Raw genomic sequence first — 19929 nt, forward strand, 5'->3', positions numbered from 1 at the left:
AGCGCGGCGACGACCAACGGTCGGCTGGCCGCGCACCTGCTGGAACGCACGGTCGCCGCGCAGTCCAGGCGGGTCCTGGCCGACGACGAGCCGCGCGCGCTGGACCGCATCGAGGTCGCCGACGTCCCGGACAGCCCGGTGGACCCGGTCCGCGCCGACCTCCCGGCCGACCCGCTGGCGGCGATCGACGACCTGGTCGGCCTGGAGACGGTGAAGCGCGAGGTGCGGCTGCTGGTCGCGGAGGCCGAAGCGGACCGGATGCGTCGCGCCGCGGGCCTGGAGCCGGGCTCCCGGATGCGGCACCTGGTGTTCACCGGCAACCCGGGCACGGCCAAGACCACGGTGGCCAGGCTGGTCGCGGCGGTGTACGCCGAGCTCGGCCTGCTGTCCTCCGGGCACCTGGTGGAGGTCTCGCACGCGGACCTGATTGCCCAGTACATCGGGCAGACCGCGCCGAGGGTCCGCGCCGCGGTGGAGAGCGCGCTGGGCGGGGTGCTGTTCATCGACGAGGCCTACGCGCTGACCCCGCCCGACGGGCGGCAGTCCTACGGGCCGGAGGCGATCGCCGAGCTGCTGCGGTTGATGGAGGAGCACCGCGACGACCTGGTGGTGATCGCGGCGGGCTACGAGAGCCGGATGGTGGAGTTCCTGCGCACCAACCCGGGCCTGGCCTCCCGATTCCCCTCGGTGGTGCACTTCCCGGACTACAGCGAGGCCGAGCTGGTCGCCATCTTCGAGCGGATGGCGGGCGGTGCCGGGTTCACCCTCGCCGACGGCGTCGATGCGCAGGTCCGCCAGATCCTGCGCGCGGCCAGGCGGGACGAGTCCTTCGGCAACGGCCGCGTGGTGCGCAACCTGCTGGACCGGGCGGTCGCCCTGCAGGGCGAGCGGATCACCTCGGCCGACCACGACGCGGCGGAGGTCCGGCTGCTGCGGCCCGCCGACCTGGCGGGCGTGCGGGTCAGCCAGCTGGCCAGCGGCGACGACCCGGTGGGCCAGTACCTCTGAGCGTCCTCAGCGCGACTCGTGCAGGGCGCTGCCGCGGACGTACTCGTCGTAGGGGATCGTCCAGTCCGGGATGTCGCCGTCCGCGGTGGTCAGCGGCCGGTCCGAGCCGACGATCTCCACCGGGTCGCCGATCTGTACCCAGTCGAAGAACCATTTGCCGTTGGCCGGGGACAGGTTGACGCAGCCGTGCGAGACGTTGGACTGGCCCTGCGCCCACACGGTCGCGGGGTTGACGTGGATGAACTCGCCGTTGTTGGAGATGCGCACCGCGTAGGGCAGGACCTCGTCGTAGTAGCCCGGTTCGCCCTTCTGCGGCCCACCCCAGGTGTCCGAGCGCATCCGGGTGGAGGTGTGCTTCTCGAAGGCCACGTGCACCCCGTGCTGGGTGGGGTAGATGCTGCGCCCGTAGGAGGCGGGCAGCTGCTTGATCTCCTGGCCGTCCTGGAAGAGGGTCAGGGTGTGGGTGTTGACGTCGCCGACGGCGCGCTGGTCCCGCCCGATGCGGAAGGTGGACTCGTGGTCGGCGGTGCCCATGGCGCCACCACCGGTGTCCACCCCGTACAGCCGCGCGCGCACCCGGACGGTGGTGCCGGGCTGCCAGTAGTCCTTGGGTCGCCAGTTGACCTGCTCGTCGCTCATCCAGTGGAAGGAACCCTCGGTGGGCACCGACGGTTCGACCGACAGGCGGCGCTCCACGGCGGCGCGGTCGGTCACCGGTCGGCTGAAGTAGATCGACACCGGCATGGCGATCCCGACCTCGTCGCCGTCGGAGGGCCGGGTCCGCTCCACGGTGACCTCCTCCACCGGGGTGGCGGTGGTGAACGTGGCGTTGGTCGGCGGTGCGGGGATGCGTTCGGCGTCCTGGGCCAGGGCGTGCACCCGGTAGGTCTTGCTGAACTCCAGCGGCGCGGTGGTGGTCCACCGGCGGCCGCCGTCGGTGAGCTCACCCGGGACCGCGGTTCCCCCGTCAGCGGTGACGGTGACGGAGGTGAGGACGCCGCGGTGGGCGGTGACGACCAGCGGGTCGCTGGGGCCGACGTGGGTGGCCCCGTCCGGCACCGAGGTCGTCACCGAGGCGGCGGAGACCTCCGGTTCCGGGGGTGAGCACGCGGTCAGGGCGCAGGCGAACGCGGTCGCGATGATGACTGGCCACGCCTTGGCTCCCTGCATGCCGACCCCCGACCCCTCGACGCTGCGGCTCCACGTCCCCACCACTCTCGGTGCGACCCCGGGACATATCAACACGATCAAGGCGCTGCCGGTCGAAAACCCGTTCTAGCAGGGCGCGAATCCTGATCACGGGGGCAACGCCCGGTCGTCGCCGGGCGAATCCGAGCCTGGTCTACTGTGGACATAAGTCGCGTGGTGAACGCAGTCCTGCCGGGGTGCGCTGGTAGTGCCTGCGGTGACGGCATCTTCGCGGTGGAGCCGCCTCCGGCTGTTGGGGTGGTGGTGCTGCCCGGGACTGTCCACGGCGGAGTGGCGGAAGCGGTCGTCGCGGCCCCGTGGCGACCGGGGCCGCGGTCGCCGATTGCACCCGTTCGGGTCACCTGTGTGCACGGGAACCGGCGCCCAGCTCTGCGTGCCGGTCTGCCTCGGCATGGTCGCGCCGGGGGTTCGGCCTGGGGTTGGCGGGTCGTGGTACCGCGGTGGTGCATCCTGCCGTCGCAATGGTGCGCGACCGGCCGCGGAAGGCGACTGGATCGAGAAATGCGCTACCGAGTAGCAGTGCTGCGCCGCCTGCTCAAGGGAGGGGTGGGAAGAAGGTGCCGAATTGTTCTCGTGGGGGAAAGCCGCGACGCGCGGACAATTCCGCGAAACGGAAGTTCAACAAAATGTTGACGAGAGTTGGATTTCGGACGTAGCTTTCTCCTGCCCGATGGCGCAGAAGCGCCTGCGGCGCCGAACTCTTCACCGGGGAGGAGGCATCGGAACCGGCTCACCTGGCCGGTTCACGCCGGGAACGGCCGTCCCGCCGCGTCGGACGACAACGCGACGGCGGGTGCGGTGGCGGACATTCGGTGCCGCCAACCCTGCGGCCGACGCTAACAGCACGGCCCCCGTCCGCGGCGGACCGGGGGCATCCGCTCTTCCACAAAGGGGAACTGGGCATGGCACTGAATTCGCAGGGGATTGCGACCCCGGCGGCCTGCCATCCGGTTGACGAGAAGTTGCCGGCCAAGCAGTTGATCCCAGCGGCCTTCCAGCACGTGGGCGCGATGTACGCCGGTGTGGTGGCACCGCCCCTGATCATCGGCCCGGCCTGCGGGCTCGACCAGCGCGACCAGATCGTGCTGATCTCGGTGAGCCTGCTGGTGGCGGGGTTGGCGACCCTGCTGCAGACGTTGGGCGCGGGCCGGTTCGCCGGCAACCGGCTGCCCTTCGTCAACGCCAGTTCTTCGGCGGGGCTGGCCTCGCTGCTCACGGTGGCGCACTCCGCGCCGGAGGGGCACCGGATCCAGACCGTGCTCGGCGCGGTCCTCGTCGGCGGGCTGTTCTGCCTGGCGGTCGGACCGTTCTTCGGCCGGTTGATGCGCTTCTTCCCGCACCTGGTGACCGGTGTGGTGATCACCCTGATCGGCGTGTCCCTGATGACCGTGCCCGTCGCCTGGGTGCAGGGCGGTGAGGGCGCGGCGGACTTCGGCTCCGCGGCCAACCTCGGCCTCGCGCTGTTCACCCTCGTCGTGATCATCGTGCTGCAGCGGGTTCTGCGCGGGTTCCTCAAGCAGATCGCGCTGATTTTGGGCCTGGTCGTGGGCACGCTGGCCGCGGTGCCGTTCGGGATGCTGGACACCGCCACCTTCCAGCAGACGTCGTGGTTCGCGCTGCCGATGCCGCTGCAGTTCGGCGCCCCGGAGTTCCACCCGGCCGCCATCCTTGCGGTGTGCATCGTGATCCTGGTGGCGATGACGGAGAGTTCGGCCGGGATGTTGGCGATCGGCGAGATCTGCGACCGCGAAGTGGAGCAGAAGGTCGTCACCCGCGGCCTGCGGGTGGACGGCATCGCCACCACGGTCGGCTCGCTGTTCGGCGGCCTGCCCACCAGCGCCTTCGCCCAGAACGTCGGCGTGGTGTCGCTGACCGGGGTGCGCAGCCGGTTCGTCGTGGCCGTGGCCGGTGGCGTGATGGCCCTGCTCGGGCTGTTCCCGGTGCTGGGCGGCGTGGTCTCCCTGGTGCCCTACCCGGTGCTGGGCGGGGCGGGGCTGATGCTGTTCGGCAGCATCGCCACCAGCGGCATCCGCACTCTCTCGCGGGCCCACCTGGAGCAGGGGCACAACATGTTCGTCGTGTCGGTCTCGCTGGCGGTCGGGCTGATCCCGCTGGCCGCGCCGACGATCTACCAGCAGTTCCCGCAGTGGTTCCAGACCGTGTTCGGCACCGGGATCGTGGCGGGTGCCGTGGTGGCGGTGCTGCTCAACATCATCTTCAACCACCCGCTGAAGGTCACCGCGAAGCCGGTGCCGCCCGCGCCCGAACCGGCCAACGGCGGCTAGCCCGCGGCTGGGCCTGCCGGGCGAGTGGGTGTTGAGCCGTTGTCGTGATCGAGAACGCCTGTTCGGTCCAGTGTTCTTCGGGATACGCTCCACCCGCTGGGAGACGTGGCGTTGAGGTGATGTGCGGTGGCGGCGGTACCACAGGAGGACCAGGTCGGTGGGGCCAGCGATGCCGAGCTGATCGATGCGGTGCGCGGCGGGGACGGCGAGGCGTTCGGGATCCTCTACGAGCGCCACGTCGGCGCCGCGCACGCGATGGCCCGGCAGGTCACCAAGTCCCAGGCGGAAGCCGATGACGTGGTGTCGGAGGCGTTCGCGAAGGTGCTCGGGGTGCTGCGGGACGGCCGGGGGCCGACGGAGGCCTTCCGCGCCTACCTGCTGACCGCGGTCCGGCACGGCGCCTACGACCGGGCGAACAAGGCGAAGCGGACCCAGACCGTCGACGACCTGGAGGCGGTGCCCGCCGTCGACATCAGCCAGCCGTTCCGCGACCCGGCGGTGGAGGGCGAGGAGCGGTCGCTGGTCGCCGAGGCGTTCAACCGGTTGCCGGAGCGCTGGCAGGTGGTGCTCTGGCACGTGGAGATCGAGGGCGAGTCCCCGTCGAAGGTCGCTCCGGTGCTGGGCATGACGGCCAACGGCGTGTCCGCCCTGGCCTACCGGGCCCGGGAAGGCCTGAAGCAGCAGTACCTGCAGGTGCACCTGCAGAAGGTGGCCGCCGAGCCCGACGCCTGCCGCTCGGCGATCGACCGGCTGGGCGCGTGGACCCGCGAAGGCCTGTCCAAGCGCGAGACGGCCAAGGTCAACGCGCACCTGGACGACTGCGACCGGTGCTCGGCGGTGGCCGCGGAGCTGGTGGAGATCAACGGTTCGCTCAAGGTCTTCGTCGCACCGGTCGTGCTGGGCGGGACTGCGACGGCCAGCGGCTACCTCGCCGCCTCGGGCGGCGGCCTGGTCGGCGCCGGGGTGGTCGGGGTGGTGCGGTCGAACCCGCGCAAAAGCCTGGCGGCCGGTGGCGCGGTGCTGGCGGCGCTGGCCGCGCTGGGCATCGCGCTGGCCGCGAACGAGGCCGACCCGCCGCCGCTGGCAGCTGCACCGGTCAGCCCGGAACCCCCGGAGCGGCAGGCGCCGGTCGTCGACACCCCGCCGCCCGCGGTCGTCCAGCCGGTGTCCCCGCCCCCGGCGACGCCCGCGCCCCCGGAACCCGAACCGGCCCCGGAGCCCCCGGTGGAGGAGGACGGCCCGCTGCCCCCGCTCCCGCTGATCCCGCCAGGCACCCAGCACGTCCTCGATGTGCGCGCGGAGCTCGACCTACCGGTGCTCGACCGCGTGCACGCGGTAATCGACGTCGATCGCGACCGGCTCCACCTGGAGGTCGGTGCGGATCCGGGGCAGCCGGGCTAGTCCTCCGGCCGGATCTCCTCGGCGCGGTCGGGCGGTCCGCCGTCGAAGCCGTTGGCCCAGTAGCGGCCGCGCAACGACAGGTCGAGGAGCATGCCGGTGACCTCCTCCGGCGAGAGCTGCGGCGGGTTGGTCTCCAACCACCAGCGCATCACCGCGATCTGCTCACCCACCCAGGCGCGGGCCAGCACGTCGATGTCGATCCTCGGGGTCACGCCGTGGTGCTCGGCGCGCGCTCGGAACACCTGCGCGGCCGCGGCGGTGCGCGCATCGGTGAACTCCTGCAGCGCCCGCCCGTCGCCTTCGCCGCGCAGGATGACCCGGTAGACGTCGCGCTCTTCCAGCGCGTGGCGGAACAGCTCCAGCACCGGTTTGCCGGTGAAGCCCACCGATGAGGTCGGCACCAGCGGCAGCAGCCTCTCGTGCAGTTCCTCCAGCAGGTCGGAGACCACGCGGCTGAGCAGCGCGTCCTTGTCCGCGTAGTGCTTGTAGAAGGTCGCCCGGCCGAGGTCAGCGCGTTCGGTGATGTCCTCCACCGTCACGTGGGAGTAGCCGCGTTCCAGCGCCAGGGACACCAGGGCGTCCCGCAGCAGGCGGCGCGTGCGGCGGCTGCGCCGGTCCTCGGTCGACATGGCAGGCCTTTCGCAGTTCTCGTGGCAGCGGCCCAGTGTACTCGACCGTTGACAAGCCGTGGGTTTAGTAGACATGGTGTCTACTACTGGTCGACGTGATGAAGAAAACACGGGGAGTCGACGTGAACCTGGGCAGTTACCTGAGCCGCAGCAGCAGCTTCTGGCCGGACCGCGAGGCGTTGGCCTGCGGCGACCGGCGTTGGAGCTACCGGGAGCTCGAAGCGCGCACCAACCGGCTGGCCTCGGCGCTGCTGGCCAGAGGAGTCCAGCCGGGGCAGGCGGTGGCGACCTTCGCCGCGAACTGCGCCGAGCTGGTCGAGACCGAGATGGCGCTGAGCAAGGGCGGTTTCCTGCGGGTGCCGATCAACGTGCGGCTCGCCGCGGCGGAGGTGGCGCACGTCCTGGCCGAAGCCGCGGTCCGGGTCCTGTTCACCGATGCCGCCCACGCGGCGGCGGCGCGCGAGGTCGTGGCCCGCGTCGGATCGACGTGCGAGGTGGTCGACTACGACGACGACTACGCCGACCTGCTGGCCGCGGGCGCGGAGGAACCCGTCGCCGTCGACCTCACCGAGGACGACCCGGCGGTCCTGAACTTCACCTCCGGATCGACCGGATCGCTGAAGGCCGCGGTGCAGACCACCGGCAACCGGCTGGCGAACATGCGCAAGCGGCTGATGACCCCGGAATCCGGGGTGGGGGAGGCCGAGCGCTACCTCGCCGCCGGACCGATCACCCACGCCACCGGGATGGGGCTGCTGGCGGCGTTCACCCGCGGCACCAGCGTGGTGGTGCTGCCGCGCTGGGATGCGGGGCAGTTCCTGCGCACCGTGGAGTCCGAGCGGATCACCTCCACCTTCCTGGTGCCGACGATGCTGAACCAGGTCCTCGCCCACCCGGAGCTGAGCACCGCCGACGTGTCCACGATGAAGTGCCTGCGGGTCGGCGGCGCCCCGGTGTCCCCGCAGCGGCTGCGCGAGGCCGTCGCCGCGTTCGGCCCGGTCGTCATGCAGGGCTACGGGCAGGTCGAGACCACCAGCGGCGTCACCGTGCTCACCTCCGAGGACATCGTCCGCGGCATCGAGCAGGACCCGGAACTGCTGTCCTCCTGCGGTAGGCCGCTCTACGACACCGAGGTGCGCGTGGTCGACGACAGCGGTGACCCGGTGCCAGCCGGGGAGCTCGGCGAGGTGGTGGTGCGCGGGCCCGACTGCGTCCGGGAGTACTGGCGGGAACCCGAGCTGAGCGCCCAGACCTTCCGCGGCGGGTGGGTGCACACCGGCGACATCGGCTACCTGCGTTCCGACGGCTACCTGTTCATCGTGGACCGCAAGAAGGACATGATCATCTCGGGTGGCTTCAACGTCTACTGCAGCGAGGTCGAAGCCGCGCTCTACGAGCATCCGGCGATCTCCGAGGCCTGCGTCGTCGGCGTGCCGGACGAGACCTGGGGCGAAGCGGTCAAGGCAGTCGTGGTGACCCGCGGGACGACCTCGGCCGAGGCGCTCATCGAGTTCTGCACCGCGAAGCTGGCCCGGCACAAGGTGCCCAAGACGGTGGACTTCGCCGACGAACTGCCGGTGAACCGCAACGGGAAGATCGACCGCCGCGCGGTGCGCGACCGCTTCTGGGTCGGCAGCGACCGCAAGGTCCACTGAGGAGGGACAACCATGTCGTTCACGCTCACCCCCACCTACGACGACAACCCGCGCCTGGCCGACCTCGTCGGCCGGTTGCGCGACTACCTGGACGGCGAGCTCGCCGATTACGAGGCCGAGCACCAGCTGACCCCGGAGACCCGGCTGTCCCGAGACCTGCTGCAACCGGTGTGGAAGCGCAGCCGGGAACTCGGCTTCTACGGCATCCACCTGCCGGAGCGCTTCGGCGGGCAAGGACTCACCTTCACCGAGCTGGCCGCGCTCAAGGAGGAGATCGGCGCCTCCGGGCGGGTGCTGTCGCACTCCGTGCTCGGGGACATGGGCGGACCGCTGCGCGCCGGGTCGATCTTCGAGTTCGCCACCGAGGCGCAGCTGGAGGCGTACCTGCTGCCGGTGATCCAGGGCGAACGCGCCTGCTGCTTCTCGCTGACCGAGGCCGACGCGGGCTCCGACGTGCGCGCGATGCGGACCACCGCGACCCCGGACGGCGAGGGATGGCGGATCACCGGGCACAAGGTGTTCTCCTCGGCCGGGCCGTTCGCCGACTTCTCCGTGCTGGTCGCCCGGATGGCCGGGACCGAGGAGTCCTACTCGGCGTTCCTGGTCGACCTGGACGCACCGGGCTGCACGGTGCTCGACGGCCAGACCCCGATGTCCGGCCAGCACATCGAGAGCGACATCGTCCTGGAGGACTGCTACGTCGGGCCGGAGCAACTGCTCGGCCGTGTCGGCGACGGGCTGCGGGTCGGGCTGGGCCGGGTCACGGCCAACCGGCTGCTGCACTGCCCGACGGTGCTCGGCCAGGCGCGGCGCGCGCTGGAGCTCACCATCGACTTCGCCAAGAACCGGCACGCCTTCGGGGCACCGCTGGCGGCGCTGCAGTCCATCCAGCACAAGATCGCGGACCTGGCCACCACCTACTACGCCGCGCGGAGCATGACCTACGACGCGTTGGCCGCGCTCGACGCGGGGATTAAACCGCGCACCGAGGCGTTCATGTGCAAGCTCTTCGTGGCCGAGAACGCCTTCCGGATCGCCGACGAGGCGGTTCAGATTCACGGCAAGGCGGGGCTGGTGCGCGGCAGCGAGGTCGAGTGGCTGTTCCGCCGCCTGCGTATGTTCCGCATCCTCACCGGTTCCTCGGAGATCCAGAAGAACGGCATCGCGAAGGGCTTGCTCACCGCCTGATCCCGGCACCTCCCCTTGGAGCGACGATGAAGTCCTCGAACCTCGACATCGCGGCGAAGCCCGGCTCCCGGGCCTGGGTCGTCATGGCGATGCTGCTGGTGTTCATGCTGATCAACTACGCGGACAAGGCGGTGCTGGGGCTGGCCGCCAACCCCATCATGCGCGAGCTGGGCCTGACCCACTCGGAGTACGGGCTGCTGGCGAGCTCCTTCTTCTTCCTGTTCAACGTCTCGGCGGTGATGGTCGGGTTCCTCGCCGACCGGTTCCCGACCAAGTGGCTGCTGTTCGGCATGGGCCTGGTGTGGGGACTCACCCAGCTGCCGGTGGTCGCCGGGGCCGGGTTCGCCGCGCTGCGGGTCAGCCGGATCGTGCTGGGCGCGGCGGAAGGCCCCGCGCAGCCGGTGGCCATGCACGCGGCGTTCAAGTGGTTCCCCAACGAGAAGCGCAGCATCCCGAGCTCGCTGATCTCCGGCGGCGGCGGGCTGGGCGGGGTGGTGGCCGCGCCGCTGCTGACCCTGGTCATCATCAACTTCGGCTGGCGCTGGGCCTTCCTGTCGCTGTTCGTCGTCGGTGTCCTGTGGTGCGTGATCTGGGCGGTGGTCGGCCGCGAGGGCACCGCCGACCGCGCGAGCGCCCGGACCAGCGCAGAACCGGAGCCAGCGGCGGACTTCCGCGTTCCCTACCGGCGCATCCTGCTCAGCGGGACCTGGCTGGCCGGGTTCGTCGGTGCTTTCGGCGCCTACTGGACCTCGGCGCTGCTGCTCGCCTGGGTGCCGTCCTACCTGGAGACCTCGCTGGGCTACAGCGCGGTCGCCGCGGGCACCATCGTGACCGCCCCCTGGGTGCTGAAGACCGTCGCGACCTTCGGGCAGGGCGCGCTGACGCAGTGGCTGATGCACCGCGGGGTGTCCAGCCGGGTGTCGCGCGGAATCCTCGGCGGCTGCGCGGTCTTCCTGGCGGGCGCGGCCATGCTCCTCGTCCCGGTCGTGTCGCACCCCGCCCTCAAGATCGCGCTCATCACCGTCGCCTTCAGCATCGGTGCCGTCAAGTTCGCCATCGGTCAGACGATCAACGCCGAGATCACCCCACCGGCCCAGCGCGGTGCGGTGATGTCGATGACCGTCGGGCTGGTCACGCTCGCCGGTCTCGCCGCGCCTTACGTGACGGGCCGGATCGTCGAATCGGCGGCCGATCCGGCGACGGGGTTCGCGCTCGCGTTCGCCATCCCGGGAACCCTGATGCTCGTCGGCGGCCTGCTGGCCTTCGCCTTCGTCCGCCCGGAACGCGACGCCCGGCGCATCGCCGCGCACGGACGCCGCGCCGACCAGCAGGAGCCGCACCCGAGCCCGACCGGTTCGTGACCTCAGCGCACCAGCCGGTCGGCCATCAGCTCTGCTGCCGCGATCGCGACCAGGTTCGGGTTCGCGCGGGGGCAGGTGGGGAAGATGGACGCGTCCACCACGTGCAGCACGCGGCAGCGGGGGTCGACGACGGTGGTCGCCGAGGTCGGGCTCCCCTTCCGGCAGGTGCTGGCCGTCGGTGACCGTGCGGAGCAGGAGCTCGTCCAGCGCGGTGTCGTGCTCGACCGCCGCCGGGAACTGGATACCGGTGGCACCTGGCGCGTTCACGCCGGGCGACCAGGCGAACCCGCCGCCGAGGCTGCGGCGTGCAGCGCGCGGTCCGCGGGACCCCACGACTCCTGCGGGTCCCGCCGGGCCGGGATCGGTCCGCCGCGCCCGTGGTACGGCTGATCCGCGAAGTCGGCGTCGTCCTCGGACCTGACGAAGTGGGGCAGAACCTCGGCGTGCGTCCAGCCTTCGCACCCCATCCGCACCCAGTCCTCGACCGGAGGCCGGATGGCGATGTGCCCGTTGATCGAGGAGCTGCCGCCGACACCGCGGCCCTGCATGCACGGTGCTGCCTCCTGCCGCTCGGTTCGGCGGGTGCGCAGGCCTCGCTGCAGCAGATCCCCGCTCGCGCCGGGATCGAGCAGGGCGCGGAGCGGGTTCGGGGAGCGCCACACCTCCGGCAGCTCGGCGGATCGGTGGTCGGGCCCGGCTTCGAGCAGCAGCACGCGTTCACCGCGTGCAGCGCAGCGGGCGGCCAGCACCGCACCGGCCGGATCCGGCGCCCACCACGATCAGGTCCCATCCGTTCGACATCGTCAACTCCCTGGTGGATTTTCGTCATGGGGGGTACCGGGCCAGGCGTTGCAGACGATTCGAACGCCTGGCCCGTGCTCGCTGTCGCTAGGCCTCAGCCGCGTCCTTGGCTCGGGCCACGCTGCGCCGCGCTGCGAAGACCACGAACGTTGCGGCTGCGGCGAAAACCGCGCTGACCCAGAAGGCCCGGTGGGCCTGGGTGGCATCGCCGACGACGATGCCCGCTGCGGCGGGGCCCGCGATGGCTCCGAGGTTGAACGCGGTGGTGGCCACCGCACCTGCGATGCGCGGGGCCGTTTCCGACGCCGAGGACACGATCGAGGCGATCACCGTCGAGCCCACGCCGAACGATCCCGCCCCGGTCACCAGCGCCAGCGCGAGCACCCCGGGCAGGGTGTGCGCGGAAAGGGCGGCGACCAGCCACAACGCGGTCACCACGGCGGCGCCGCCGGTGATGATCCGCTGTGCGTACCGGTCGCTGTAGCGGCCCGCGGCGGTCACCCCGAGGAACGAGCCGACGCCGAACAGCGCCAGCGACACCGGGACCCACGAACTACCGGGACCGGTCACCGCGGTGGTGATGCTGCCCAGGTAGGTGAACGCGGCGAAGGTGGCTGCGTTGACCAGGACCCCGATGCCGATCACGACGAGGAGCCGGGGTCGGGCGAGCGTGCGCCACTCGGTCCACACCGGAGCCGTCGCGACCGGAGCGTCGGAGCGCGAGAAGGCCGAGGTCGTCGGCCACAGCACGCCCAGCGCCGCCGCGCTCAGCGCGGCGATCGCCCAGAACGCCGACTGCCAGCCCCACAGTTGGCCCAAGGCAGTTCCTGCGGGCACCCCGGCGATGCAGGCGATCGTGACGCCGGACAGGATGACCGAGGTCGCCCGCCCCACCAGCGAGGGGCGGACCAGCACCGGCAGGCACGCGAGCACCACGGCCAGGAAACCCGCGTTCGCGACCGCCGCGACCAGGCGGGTGCCCAGCAGCACGGCGAAGTTCGCGGTCGTCGCCCCGACGAGGTGGCACAGGGCGAACAGGGCGAGGAACCCCAGCAGCGAGACCCGGCGGGGAACGGCGCTGGCGGCCATCGCCATGGCGGGCGCGCCGATCACCATCCCGACCGCGAACACCGACGTCAGCAGCCCGGCCTCGCCGAGCGACACACCGCTGTCCGCCGCGATGCCCGCCAGCATCCCGGACAGCATGAATTCGGACGTGCCCTGCGCGAACACCGCGGCAGCGAGCACGAAGACGACGAAAGGCACTTGAACGTTCTCCCGAACGACGAGGCACGCCCGTCCAGCGCGAACCGGCCGCGGACGTGCGAGGAAACGACAAGACGAAGCAGAGGCGGAGCAGCTCGCGACGATCAACGCGCATGAGCGTTGCGCGGCAACAGGGCTCCGCCGCTCAGCGCGAGTGCTGAGCGGCTAGCGTCTTGACGCCTCGGGAGAGTTCACGGCGCACACGATACAGCACCGCCTCACCCGGACGCACCGGGTTTTCTCGCCGCTAGACCGGCTGGCGAACCTCGGCGGCGGAGGCCGCGGTAGCGCCGTCCGGCGCGGCGAAGCCGACCAGGACCTTCGACGGGGTGCCGCCGGGGACCTGGACCGGCACGGTCCGCTCGCCGTGGCCGTCGACGTCGAGCTGCCGTTCCGCCAGGACCGCCCCGCCCGCGTCCAGCACGAACAGGTGGACCCGCCCCGGGCCGTTCACGTCGAGGCTTGTGCGCACCTCGCCCGGATGCGCGCGGGCGCTGGCGATCCGGGCGGCCGAATCACCGGCCGGGGGAGCGCCGCCGAGCGACGTCCCCAGCCGGACCGATTGCGCGATGCTCCCCGGTGAGTCCACAGAGGACAACGCGTCCAGCGGGAGCACCGGAGCCGGGGCGGGTGTCGGCGGGTCCGCGGGTCGATCCTGGAGGATCGCCCGGCCCCAGCGGTACGGATCGCCCTGCACACCGGCCCAGGTGGACCAGCCGATCCGCGACTGGCCGGTCAGGTCCTGGCTGTCGGAGTCGTAGACCAGGACGTTGAGCCCCAACCGCCGCGGGTCGACCGAGCCGGGCAGGTCCCGCAGCGGGATGGCCAGCTCTACGGTGTAACCGCCGTCGCGCCGGGTGGCCGCGAGCTCGACACCGGGCGCGGTGTCCTCGCCGGGCCCCTGGTGGTTGTCGGCGTCCCTGGCGTAGCAGGGCGGCCCGGAGTCGCGGGTGCTCGGCAGCGCCGCGATCTTGAACGTGCTCGACGTGTTCTCCGCGTCCGCCTTCGGATCGAGGGTGATCTCGACTGCGTCGGTGCGCCAGTGGCGCTTGCAGTCGTCGGGAGCCAGGAGCGTGCCCTGCTGGTCGTCCACCACGTCGACCAGGGCGTGCAGCGTGTCGCCGTGCCAGGAGAACCTCGCGGTGGCAGCGCAGTCCGGGGCGGCGCACTGCTCGCCCTCCCAGAGCGACGAGACGTCCAACGGCGCGCCGGGGTACACTCCTGCGGGTCGGCGTTGCCGTCCACCACCGGTGGCACTGCGGCCTGCGGGATGGTGGTGGTCGGCACCAGCTCCAAGGCTGCGGGCCGCGTGCCGGTCGCGCCGTCGTCGGTGCGGGTGGTCAGCGAGTAGGCGTGATCGCCGCCCTGCGTTCCGGTCGGCATCTCCGGGTCGGTGCTGCGGACTCCGAAGGTGAGGGTCTCCTCTGCGCCGGGGGAGAGGCCGGTGAAGCGCTGCTCGGCGTTCGGCACCTCGAATCCCTGCGGTGGCGCGAACTCCACCACACCGGACCGGGATCGTGCGCTGAAGTTGTGCACGACCACGCGCACGTCTTGCGCGCCCAGCGCCGGGACGGTGCGCACCGGCGGAACTTCGTTCTGCAGCAGGGGAAACCGCGTTTGGTCTGCCCATCGCTGGAACTCCGCGACGCCCGGAAGCGGTTCCTGCTCGGCCACGACAGGCGGCACGACGTCCAAGCGGAGCTCGGTGTCCGCGCGGCCCTGCGGGGACTCGACCCGCACCGGCACCGGAACCCGCGCGGGCCCCTGATCACCGGGGGTCACCACCGACAAGCCGGTCCGCGCGGTCGCACCAGGCTCCAGCGGCCCGAACGCTCCGTCGCCCCGGACCTCCCATCCCGGCGGCAGGTCCAGGGCGATCCGGCCCGCCTGCAGCGCCGTGTTCGGCGGCGCGGTGACCTCGACGTGGACCTCCGTGCGCTGGCCGGGGGTGATCCGCGGCTGGGCCGCGGTAGCGACGAGGCCGGTGCCGACCGGCAGGCCACCGGGAACGGGCAGCAGCGCGCCGAGGAGCGGGGCGTCCGCGCCTTGCGCTCCCGGCACGTGCGGTGCCCGGTTGGCGATCTCGGTGAGGTGGTCGCAACCGACCTGCGCGGGATCGTTCGGGATGTCCGGCCGGGACGCCCAGCCCTGGCTCGCGTACTCGCGCTCGGCCGTGCGCTCCCGCTGCTCCCAGTTGACGTCCCCGCTGATGCCGTGCACGTAGTACTCCGGTCCCGGCGACTCCGGCGGGGTGATGCGCTGCTCGCAGTCCGGCCCGCGGACTTCCTCCTCGGCCCCGGCCGCGTTGGACAGCACCCGCCGCACCGACCAGGGCGCGAGGCCTTCCTCCCCGAGCTGCTCGGGGAATGCCGCGGGATCGGCGGCCAGGCGATAGGCCTCGAGCGCGAGCCGGGCCGCGTACTGGTGGTTGCCGTGGTTGCCCGGGGTGGGGGCGGGATCCATGGTGACCACGACCTCGGGCCGGGTCCGCCGCATCACCCGGACGAGCTTGGACAGCACGTCGTCGTGGCCCCAGGCCTGCTCGGTCAGCGGTGCGCTCACCGTGTAGTACAGGTCGGGCTCGTCGAGGTTGTGCACGTCGGTGATGCCGAGGCCACCGACGGCGCGGCGTTCTTCGGCCTCGCGCAGCAACCCCAGCGCCGGTCCTTCCTCGGGCCCGACGGCGTTGCCGCCGCCCTCGCCGCGGGTGATCGTCACGACGCCGGTGCGGACCTGGTGGTCGTGCCCCCAGCGGCCGAAGGTCGACAGCAGCGAGGCCTCGTCGTCGGGGTGCGCCCCGACGAACAGAACATCCAGGTCCTGGGCGGATTCCGGCGGTGCGGCGCCAACCGGTGCCGGGACCCCGCACAACACCGCCACGAGCGCGACAACCGAACCAAGACGAACCGCGGGCACCGATCCACTCCTCGGGCGAGACGATCATGCAGCGCCGAGCCTGGCACGGTCGCGTGCACCGCGCACTCGAGAACGCGGCCCGGCAGGGGAGTTCCCACCGTCCGGGACGACATGTTCACTCGCGTCGATCAGTTCAGTGCAGAGTGAAATTAAGTGCGGAGTCAGTCGGCGGCCAGCAGCCACAGCCAGGTCGACGGCGCGCCGAACGGCTCGCGGCGGTGGATGCGCAGATCCGCTGCGGCGAAGGCGGTTTCGTAGGCCTGCGCGGTGGCGATCGGGGTGTCCATGAACGCGTGCACCAGCTCGAACTCCATCGAGAAGATGGGCAGTTCGGCCGCCGGGTCGTCCCAGCGCTGGCCCACCGTGTCGCCGATCAGGAACCACTTCGCGTCCGGGAACAGCTCGCGCAGCGTGCGCATGGTCCCGGCCGGGTCCCCGCTGGCCTCGAACAGGTCGTGCATCATGAGGAAGCTGGTCACCAGCTCCACGCCCGGGAAGGTGCGCCCGCCCATGTGCTGCAGGACGTCGCCGCGGACGATGTCGACGCGGTGGCTGAGGCCGGAGTCGGCGACGGCTTTGACCGCCTCCTCGCAGGCGCCGTCGTCGACGTCGATGCCGACGCCGCGGCGCGTTTCGGAGCCGCTGCACATCCGGATCAGCCGGGTGGCGTCGCCGCAGCCCAGGTCGGCCACGCTGTCGAAGTCGATGTCGGCGAAGACCTCCCGCTCCACGGGCGCCATCAGCTCGCTGCCGACCATCCCCGCTCCGGTGGCGACCTTCGCGCCGTCGCGGGGGATGTCCTCGCCGAACGCCGCCTTGCCCAGGGCGATGTCGGCCAAGCCGTGCAGGAGCTGGTGGTAGCCGCCGATGCCCCAGGTGAAGAAGCCCCGGTGGCGGACGAGTTCGCGGCCGGCCGGCGACAGCGCGACGGTGCTGCCGGTGCCCGGGTCGGCCGGTGCTGTCGCCGAGTGCAGCTCGACGTGGCCCAGCAGCGCCGCCACCCGGAGCAGCACGAGCAGCTTGCCGCGCTCGACACCGAGCTTCTCGGCGAGGGCGTCGACCCGCTGCACCCCGGACAGCAGCGGTGGCCACGCACCCAGCTCGTTGAGCGCGAAGACGACGGTGGCACCGACGTAGCCGTTGAACAGGTTGATGTGGTCCAGCGGCTTCCTGGTGGCGACCTCGATCCGCCCGTCCGGCGCGCCCAGCCCGCTGCTGAGATCGCTGCGGGCGGCGCTGTCCGGCAGGATCGATTCGAGCGCGTCGCCCAGCGCCGCGACCTGCTCCGGGGTGCCCACGGTGATCCGCAGGTGGCCCGGCAGGCCGAACATGGACAGGTCGCGCACGTGGACGTCATGCTCGTGGACCAGCCGGGTGGCGATCTCGTTGCTGTTGCCCGGTGGCCGGGCCAGCACGAAGTTGGTGGCCGACCGGGTGGTGGCCACGCCGAGCGCGGCGAGGCGCTCGCACAGCAGGTCGCGTGCGGCCGCGGTCCGCGCCCGGACATCGTCGATGTGCTCGGGGTGATCGAGAGCGGCTTCCGCGGCGCGCAGCGCCAGCCGGTTCACGCTGAACGGCAGCGGTTGCCGGGCGCGCAGCACCTCGGCGACGAGGCTGTGGTGGCCGATGAGGTAGCCGACGCGCAGCCCGGCCAGCCCCCACGCCTTTGAGAAGGTGCGCAGGACGAGCAGCCTGCGCCCGGCGCGCACCGCGTCCAGCGCGCACTCGTGGTCCGGTCCGGCGAATTCCATGTAGGCCTCGTCGAAGACCGGGATCACGTTGCGGTCCTCGGCGCGGTCGAGTATCTGCAGCACTTCGGACGGCCGGAGGACGCTCCCGGTCGGGTTGTGCGGGTTGCAGACGTAGGTCAGCGCGACCTCGTCGGTCAGCGCCGAGCTCAGCGCCGTCGCCGGGATCGCGTGGTCGGCCAGCGGGATCGACCGGATGTCCGCGCCGACCGAGCGGGCGGCCGAGGCGTAGCCGGGGAAGGTGGAATCGGTGAGCACCACCGGGGTTCCCGGCTTCAGGAAGGCCATCGCGGTGAGCAGCACCAGTTCGTCCGCGCCGTTGCCGACCGCGACCATGTCCGGGCGCACGTCGTGGAACTCGGCGATGCGCTGGCGCAGCTGGGTGCAGTCGCTGTCCGGGTAGGACTGACCTGCCGACCGCAGCTCCTGCTCGGCGGCGGCCACCGCGCCAGGGGGCGGGCCGTAAGGGTTCTCGTTGCAGTGCAACCGGATGGACTCCGGTCGTCGCGGTCGGCCGGTGCGATCGGACAGGTTCGGGGTGCGGCTCATCTCGATCCCTTCGGCATGTCGTGGCCCTGGTGCGGCGCGCTGATCGGCGCGGGAGTTCAACTCCGTCGGCCGCGGGTGGAGAACGAGGGCGCTGGTCGAGCTGACGCGAAGCTAGCAGCTCGCGCTCGTGGTGCAGAAGATCCTTAAGTTCCAGGTGAATTCGCGTCGCGCTGCTCACGTCGTCGCGCGCTGGGCGTTGTGGTGCAGTTGCTCGACCCAGGTGTTCTGGTAGAGCGTGTCGAGGTAGCGCTCACCGAGGTCGGGTGCGATCGCCACCGCGGTCGTCTCCCGGCCCGCGGCGTGCTCGGCGAGCCAGCGGGCGGCGCCGCTGACGACCGTTCCGGTGGAACCGCCGAAGAGGAACCCGCCGCCGGCCAGCCGGTGGCAGGTGTCCGCGGTGTCCGTCTCATCCACGTGCACCACGTCATCCACATAGGACTCATCCAGCAGCGGCGGTCGGATTCCGGCGCCCAGACCGGGGATCATCCGCGGGCGCTCCGGCCCGCCGAAGGTGACCGATCCGACCGAGTCGATCGCGACGATCCGCGTGGCTGGGCGGAACTGCTTGAAGTACCGCGCGCACCCCATCAGGGTTCCGGTGGTGCCGGCACCGGTGAACAGCACGTCCAGTGCGGGGAAGGCGCGGGCGATCGCGGGCGCGGTGACCCGGTAGTGCGCCGCCCAGTTGTCCTCGTTGGCGTGCTGGTTGAGCCAGACGTAGCGGGAATCGCCCTCGCACAGCTGGCGGACGTGCGCCAGCCGCGCCCCCAGGAACCCGCCCTCCGGCAGCGGTTCGGTGATGGTGTGCACGTGCGTGCCGAGCGCCTCCATGAGCTGCCGGGTGGCCAGGTTGCACCGGGTGTCGGTGACGCAGACGAACCGGAAGCCCTGGCTGGCGGCGATCACGCTCAGCGCCACCCCGAGGTTGCCGGAGGAGGACTCGACCAGGATCGAGTCCGGCCGCAGCCGTCCGGACCGGCGCGCCGCGGCCACCATCGCTCGGGCCGCCTTGAGCTTGATGGAGCCCGCGAAGTTGAACCCCTCGCACTTGAGGTACAGCGGGATGCCGAACTCCGCGCGGAGGTCGACGTAGAGGTCTTCGGCGTTGAACTCGTCGGGTCGCGAGATGATGGGCACCGAGCTGTCTCCGTTCCCAGCGGTCAGCCGTACCGGCGTAGTTCCGCGAAGAAGTCCGGCACGACGAGCTGTTCGCCGCGCGCGACGACCTCCTCGTAGACGTAGCGGCCCACGGCCAGGTCGAGCACGCCGAGCCCGAAGGGGGAGAAGATCACCGTGCGGTCGGTGGGCGGTCGTACCCGCCCGGCGAGGACGTCGTCGAGGGTGCCGTCCAGGAAATCGCGGTGCCCGGTGCGCTGCTCGGCGAGGTGCGGCGAGGTGTCGGCCTTCAGGCAGTGCTCCACGTCGTCGACGAAGTTCGCCGCGCTGAGCACCACGTCCGGGGACAGGTCGCGCAGCGAGACGTTGAGCACCAGGGGGTGGTGCGCGAACGCCGCGGGGTCGTGCACGTGAGGCTTGGCGGCCACCGTGGCGAACACCACGAGGTCGCTGGTGCGGATGAGGCCGTCGGCATCGGTGTGGACGGTGATCTTCGCGCCGGGTTCGGCCTCGGCCGCGTACTCGCCGAAGCCCGCGGCGTGCTCCTCGGACAGGTCGTGGATGCCGATCTCCTCGAACGACCACCCGGTCGCGGACAGGTAGGTGTGGATGTAGCGGGCGATCAGCCCGGTGCCGACGAACCCGACCCGGCGCGGCGCGGGCCGACCGCGGCTGAGGTGGTCGGCGGCCAGCGCGGCCGACGCCGCGGTGCGGGTGGCGCTGATGACCGAGCTCTCCAGGCAGGCGAACGGGTAGCCGGTGTCGTGGTCGTTGAGCACCAGCACCGCCGAGGCGCG

15 protein-coding genes and 1 pseudogene are annotated in these 19929 nt (G+C 71.7%); 6 read left to right on the forward strand and 10 right to left on the reverse strand.

Going from position 1 to position 19929, the window contains the following annotated elements:
• Nucleotides 1-1008: AAA family ATPase (locus ABT324_RS32020; protein WP_351185170.1), on the forward strand; the 1008-nt coding region annotated here is incomplete at its 5' end.
• A gap of 6 nt (nt 1009-1014) precedes the next feature.
• Here the strand turns inward: ABT324_RS32020 and ABT324_RS32025 are convergent.
• Nucleotides 1015-2178, reverse strand: coding sequence for a L,D-transpeptidase (locus ABT324_RS32025; RefSeq protein WP_351185173.1), 1164 nt, complete (start codon nt 2176-2178; stop codon nt 1015-1017).
• A gap of 941 nt (nt 2179-3119) precedes the next feature.
• Here ABT324_RS32025 and ABT324_RS32030 point away from each other — a divergent pair.
• Nucleotides 3120-4502: a uracil-xanthine permease family protein gene (locus ABT324_RS32030; protein WP_351185176.1), complete on the forward strand. Its 1383-nt coding sequence runs from the start codon at nt 3120-3122 to the stop codon at nt 4500-4502.
• A 126-nt stretch (nt 4503-4628) separates the two neighbouring features.
• Nucleotides 4629-5903 (forward strand): sigma-70 family RNA polymerase sigma factor, encoded by a 1275-nt coding sequence (locus ABT324_RS32035; RefSeq protein ID WP_351185179.1) that lies wholly within the window; start codon nt 4629-4631, stop codon nt 5901-5903.
• Here ABT324_RS32035 and ABT324_RS32040 read toward each other — a convergent pair.
• Nucleotides 5900-6532, reverse strand: coding sequence for a TetR/AcrR family transcriptional regulator (locus ABT324_RS32040; RefSeq protein WP_351185182.1), 633 nt, complete (start codon nt 6530-6532; stop codon nt 5900-5902). The genes ABT324_RS32035 and ABT324_RS32040 overlap by 4 nt on opposite strands.
• Before the next feature lie 122 nt (nt 6533-6654).
• Between ABT324_RS32040 and ABT324_RS32045 the strand changes: the two genes are divergently transcribed.
• Genes ABT324_RS32045 through ABT324_RS32055 form a run of 3 tightly spaced genes read left to right on the forward strand, consistent with a single transcriptional unit; the run spans nt 6655 to nt 10736 of the window.
• Nucleotides 6655-8187, forward strand: coding sequence for an acyl-CoA synthetase (locus tag ABT324_RS32045; protein ID WP_351185185.1), 1533 nt, complete (start codon nt 6655-6657; stop codon nt 8185-8187).
• Between the two features lie 12 nt (nt 8188-8199).
• A complete protein-coding gene (locus tag ABT324_RS32050) occupies nt 8200-9375 on the forward strand; it encodes an acyl-CoA dehydrogenase family protein (RefSeq protein WP_351185188.1) in 1176 nt (391 codons plus the stop codon).
• 26 nt (nt 9376-9401) lie between these two features.
• On the forward strand, nt 9402-10736 hold the full coding sequence (locus ABT324_RS32055; RefSeq protein ID WP_351185191.1) for an MFS transporter: 1335 nt from the start codon (nt 9402-9404) through the stop codon (nt 10734-10736).
• 2 nt (nt 10737-10738) lie between these two features.
• Here ABT324_RS32055 and ABT324_RS32060 read toward each other — a convergent pair whose 3' ends face one another.
• The 8 genes and pseudogenes from ABT324_RS32060 to ABT324_RS32095 form a co-directional block, all read right to left on the reverse strand.
• Nucleotides 10739-10990, reverse strand: coding sequence for a GMC oxidoreductase (locus ABT324_RS32060; protein ID WP_351185194.1), 252 nt, complete (start codon nt 10988-10990; stop codon nt 10739-10741).
• A 9-nt stretch (nt 10991-10999) separates the two neighbouring features.
• Nucleotides 11000-11449 (reverse strand): GMC family oxidoreductase N-terminal domain-containing protein, encoded by a 450-nt coding sequence (locus ABT324_RS32065; protein ID WP_246155248.1) that lies wholly within the window; start codon nt 11447-11449, stop codon nt 11000-11002.
• A gap of 175 nt (nt 11450-11624) precedes the next feature.
• The gene (locus tag ABT324_RS32070) at nt 11625-12803 is read right to left on the reverse strand and encodes a Cmx/CmrA family chloramphenicol efflux MFS transporter (RefSeq protein WP_351185197.1); all 1179 of its coding nucleotides are present in this window, start codon (nt 12801-12803) and stop codon (nt 11625-11627) included.
• 247 nt (nt 12804-13050) lie between these two features.
• On the reverse strand, nt 13051-14433 hold the full coding sequence (locus tag ABT324_RS32075; protein ID WP_351185208.1) for a sugar-binding protein: 1383 nt from the start codon (nt 14431-14433) through the stop codon (nt 13051-13053).
• A 173-nt stretch (nt 14434-14606) separates the two neighbouring features.
• Nucleotides 14607-15719 (reverse strand): annotated as a pseudogene (locus tag ABT324_RS32080) (PIG-L family deacetylase); the annotation flags it as partial.
• Between the two features lie 161 nt (nt 15720-15880).
• A complete protein-coding gene (locus tag ABT324_RS32085) occupies nt 15881-18016 on the reverse strand; it encodes an aminotransferase class I/II-fold pyridoxal phosphate-dependent enzyme (protein WP_351185200.1) in 2136 nt (711 codons plus the stop codon).
• Between the two features lie 174 nt (nt 18017-18190).
• Nucleotides 18191-19153 (reverse strand): 2,3-diaminopropionate biosynthesis protein SbnA, encoded by a 963-nt coding sequence (gene sbnA / locus ABT324_RS32090; RefSeq protein WP_351185203.1) that lies wholly within the window; start codon nt 19151-19153, stop codon nt 18191-18193.
• Between the two features lie 23 nt (nt 19154-19176).
• The coding region (locus ABT324_RS32095; protein WP_351185206.1) for a 2,3-diaminopropionate biosynthesis protein SbnB at nt 19177-19929 on the reverse strand (753 nt) is incomplete at its 5' end.

The organism is Saccharopolyspora sp. NPDC000359 (assembly GCF_040300525.1).
Lineage (GTDB): Bacteria > Actinomycetota > Actinomycetes > Mycobacteriales > Pseudonocardiaceae > Saccharopolyspora.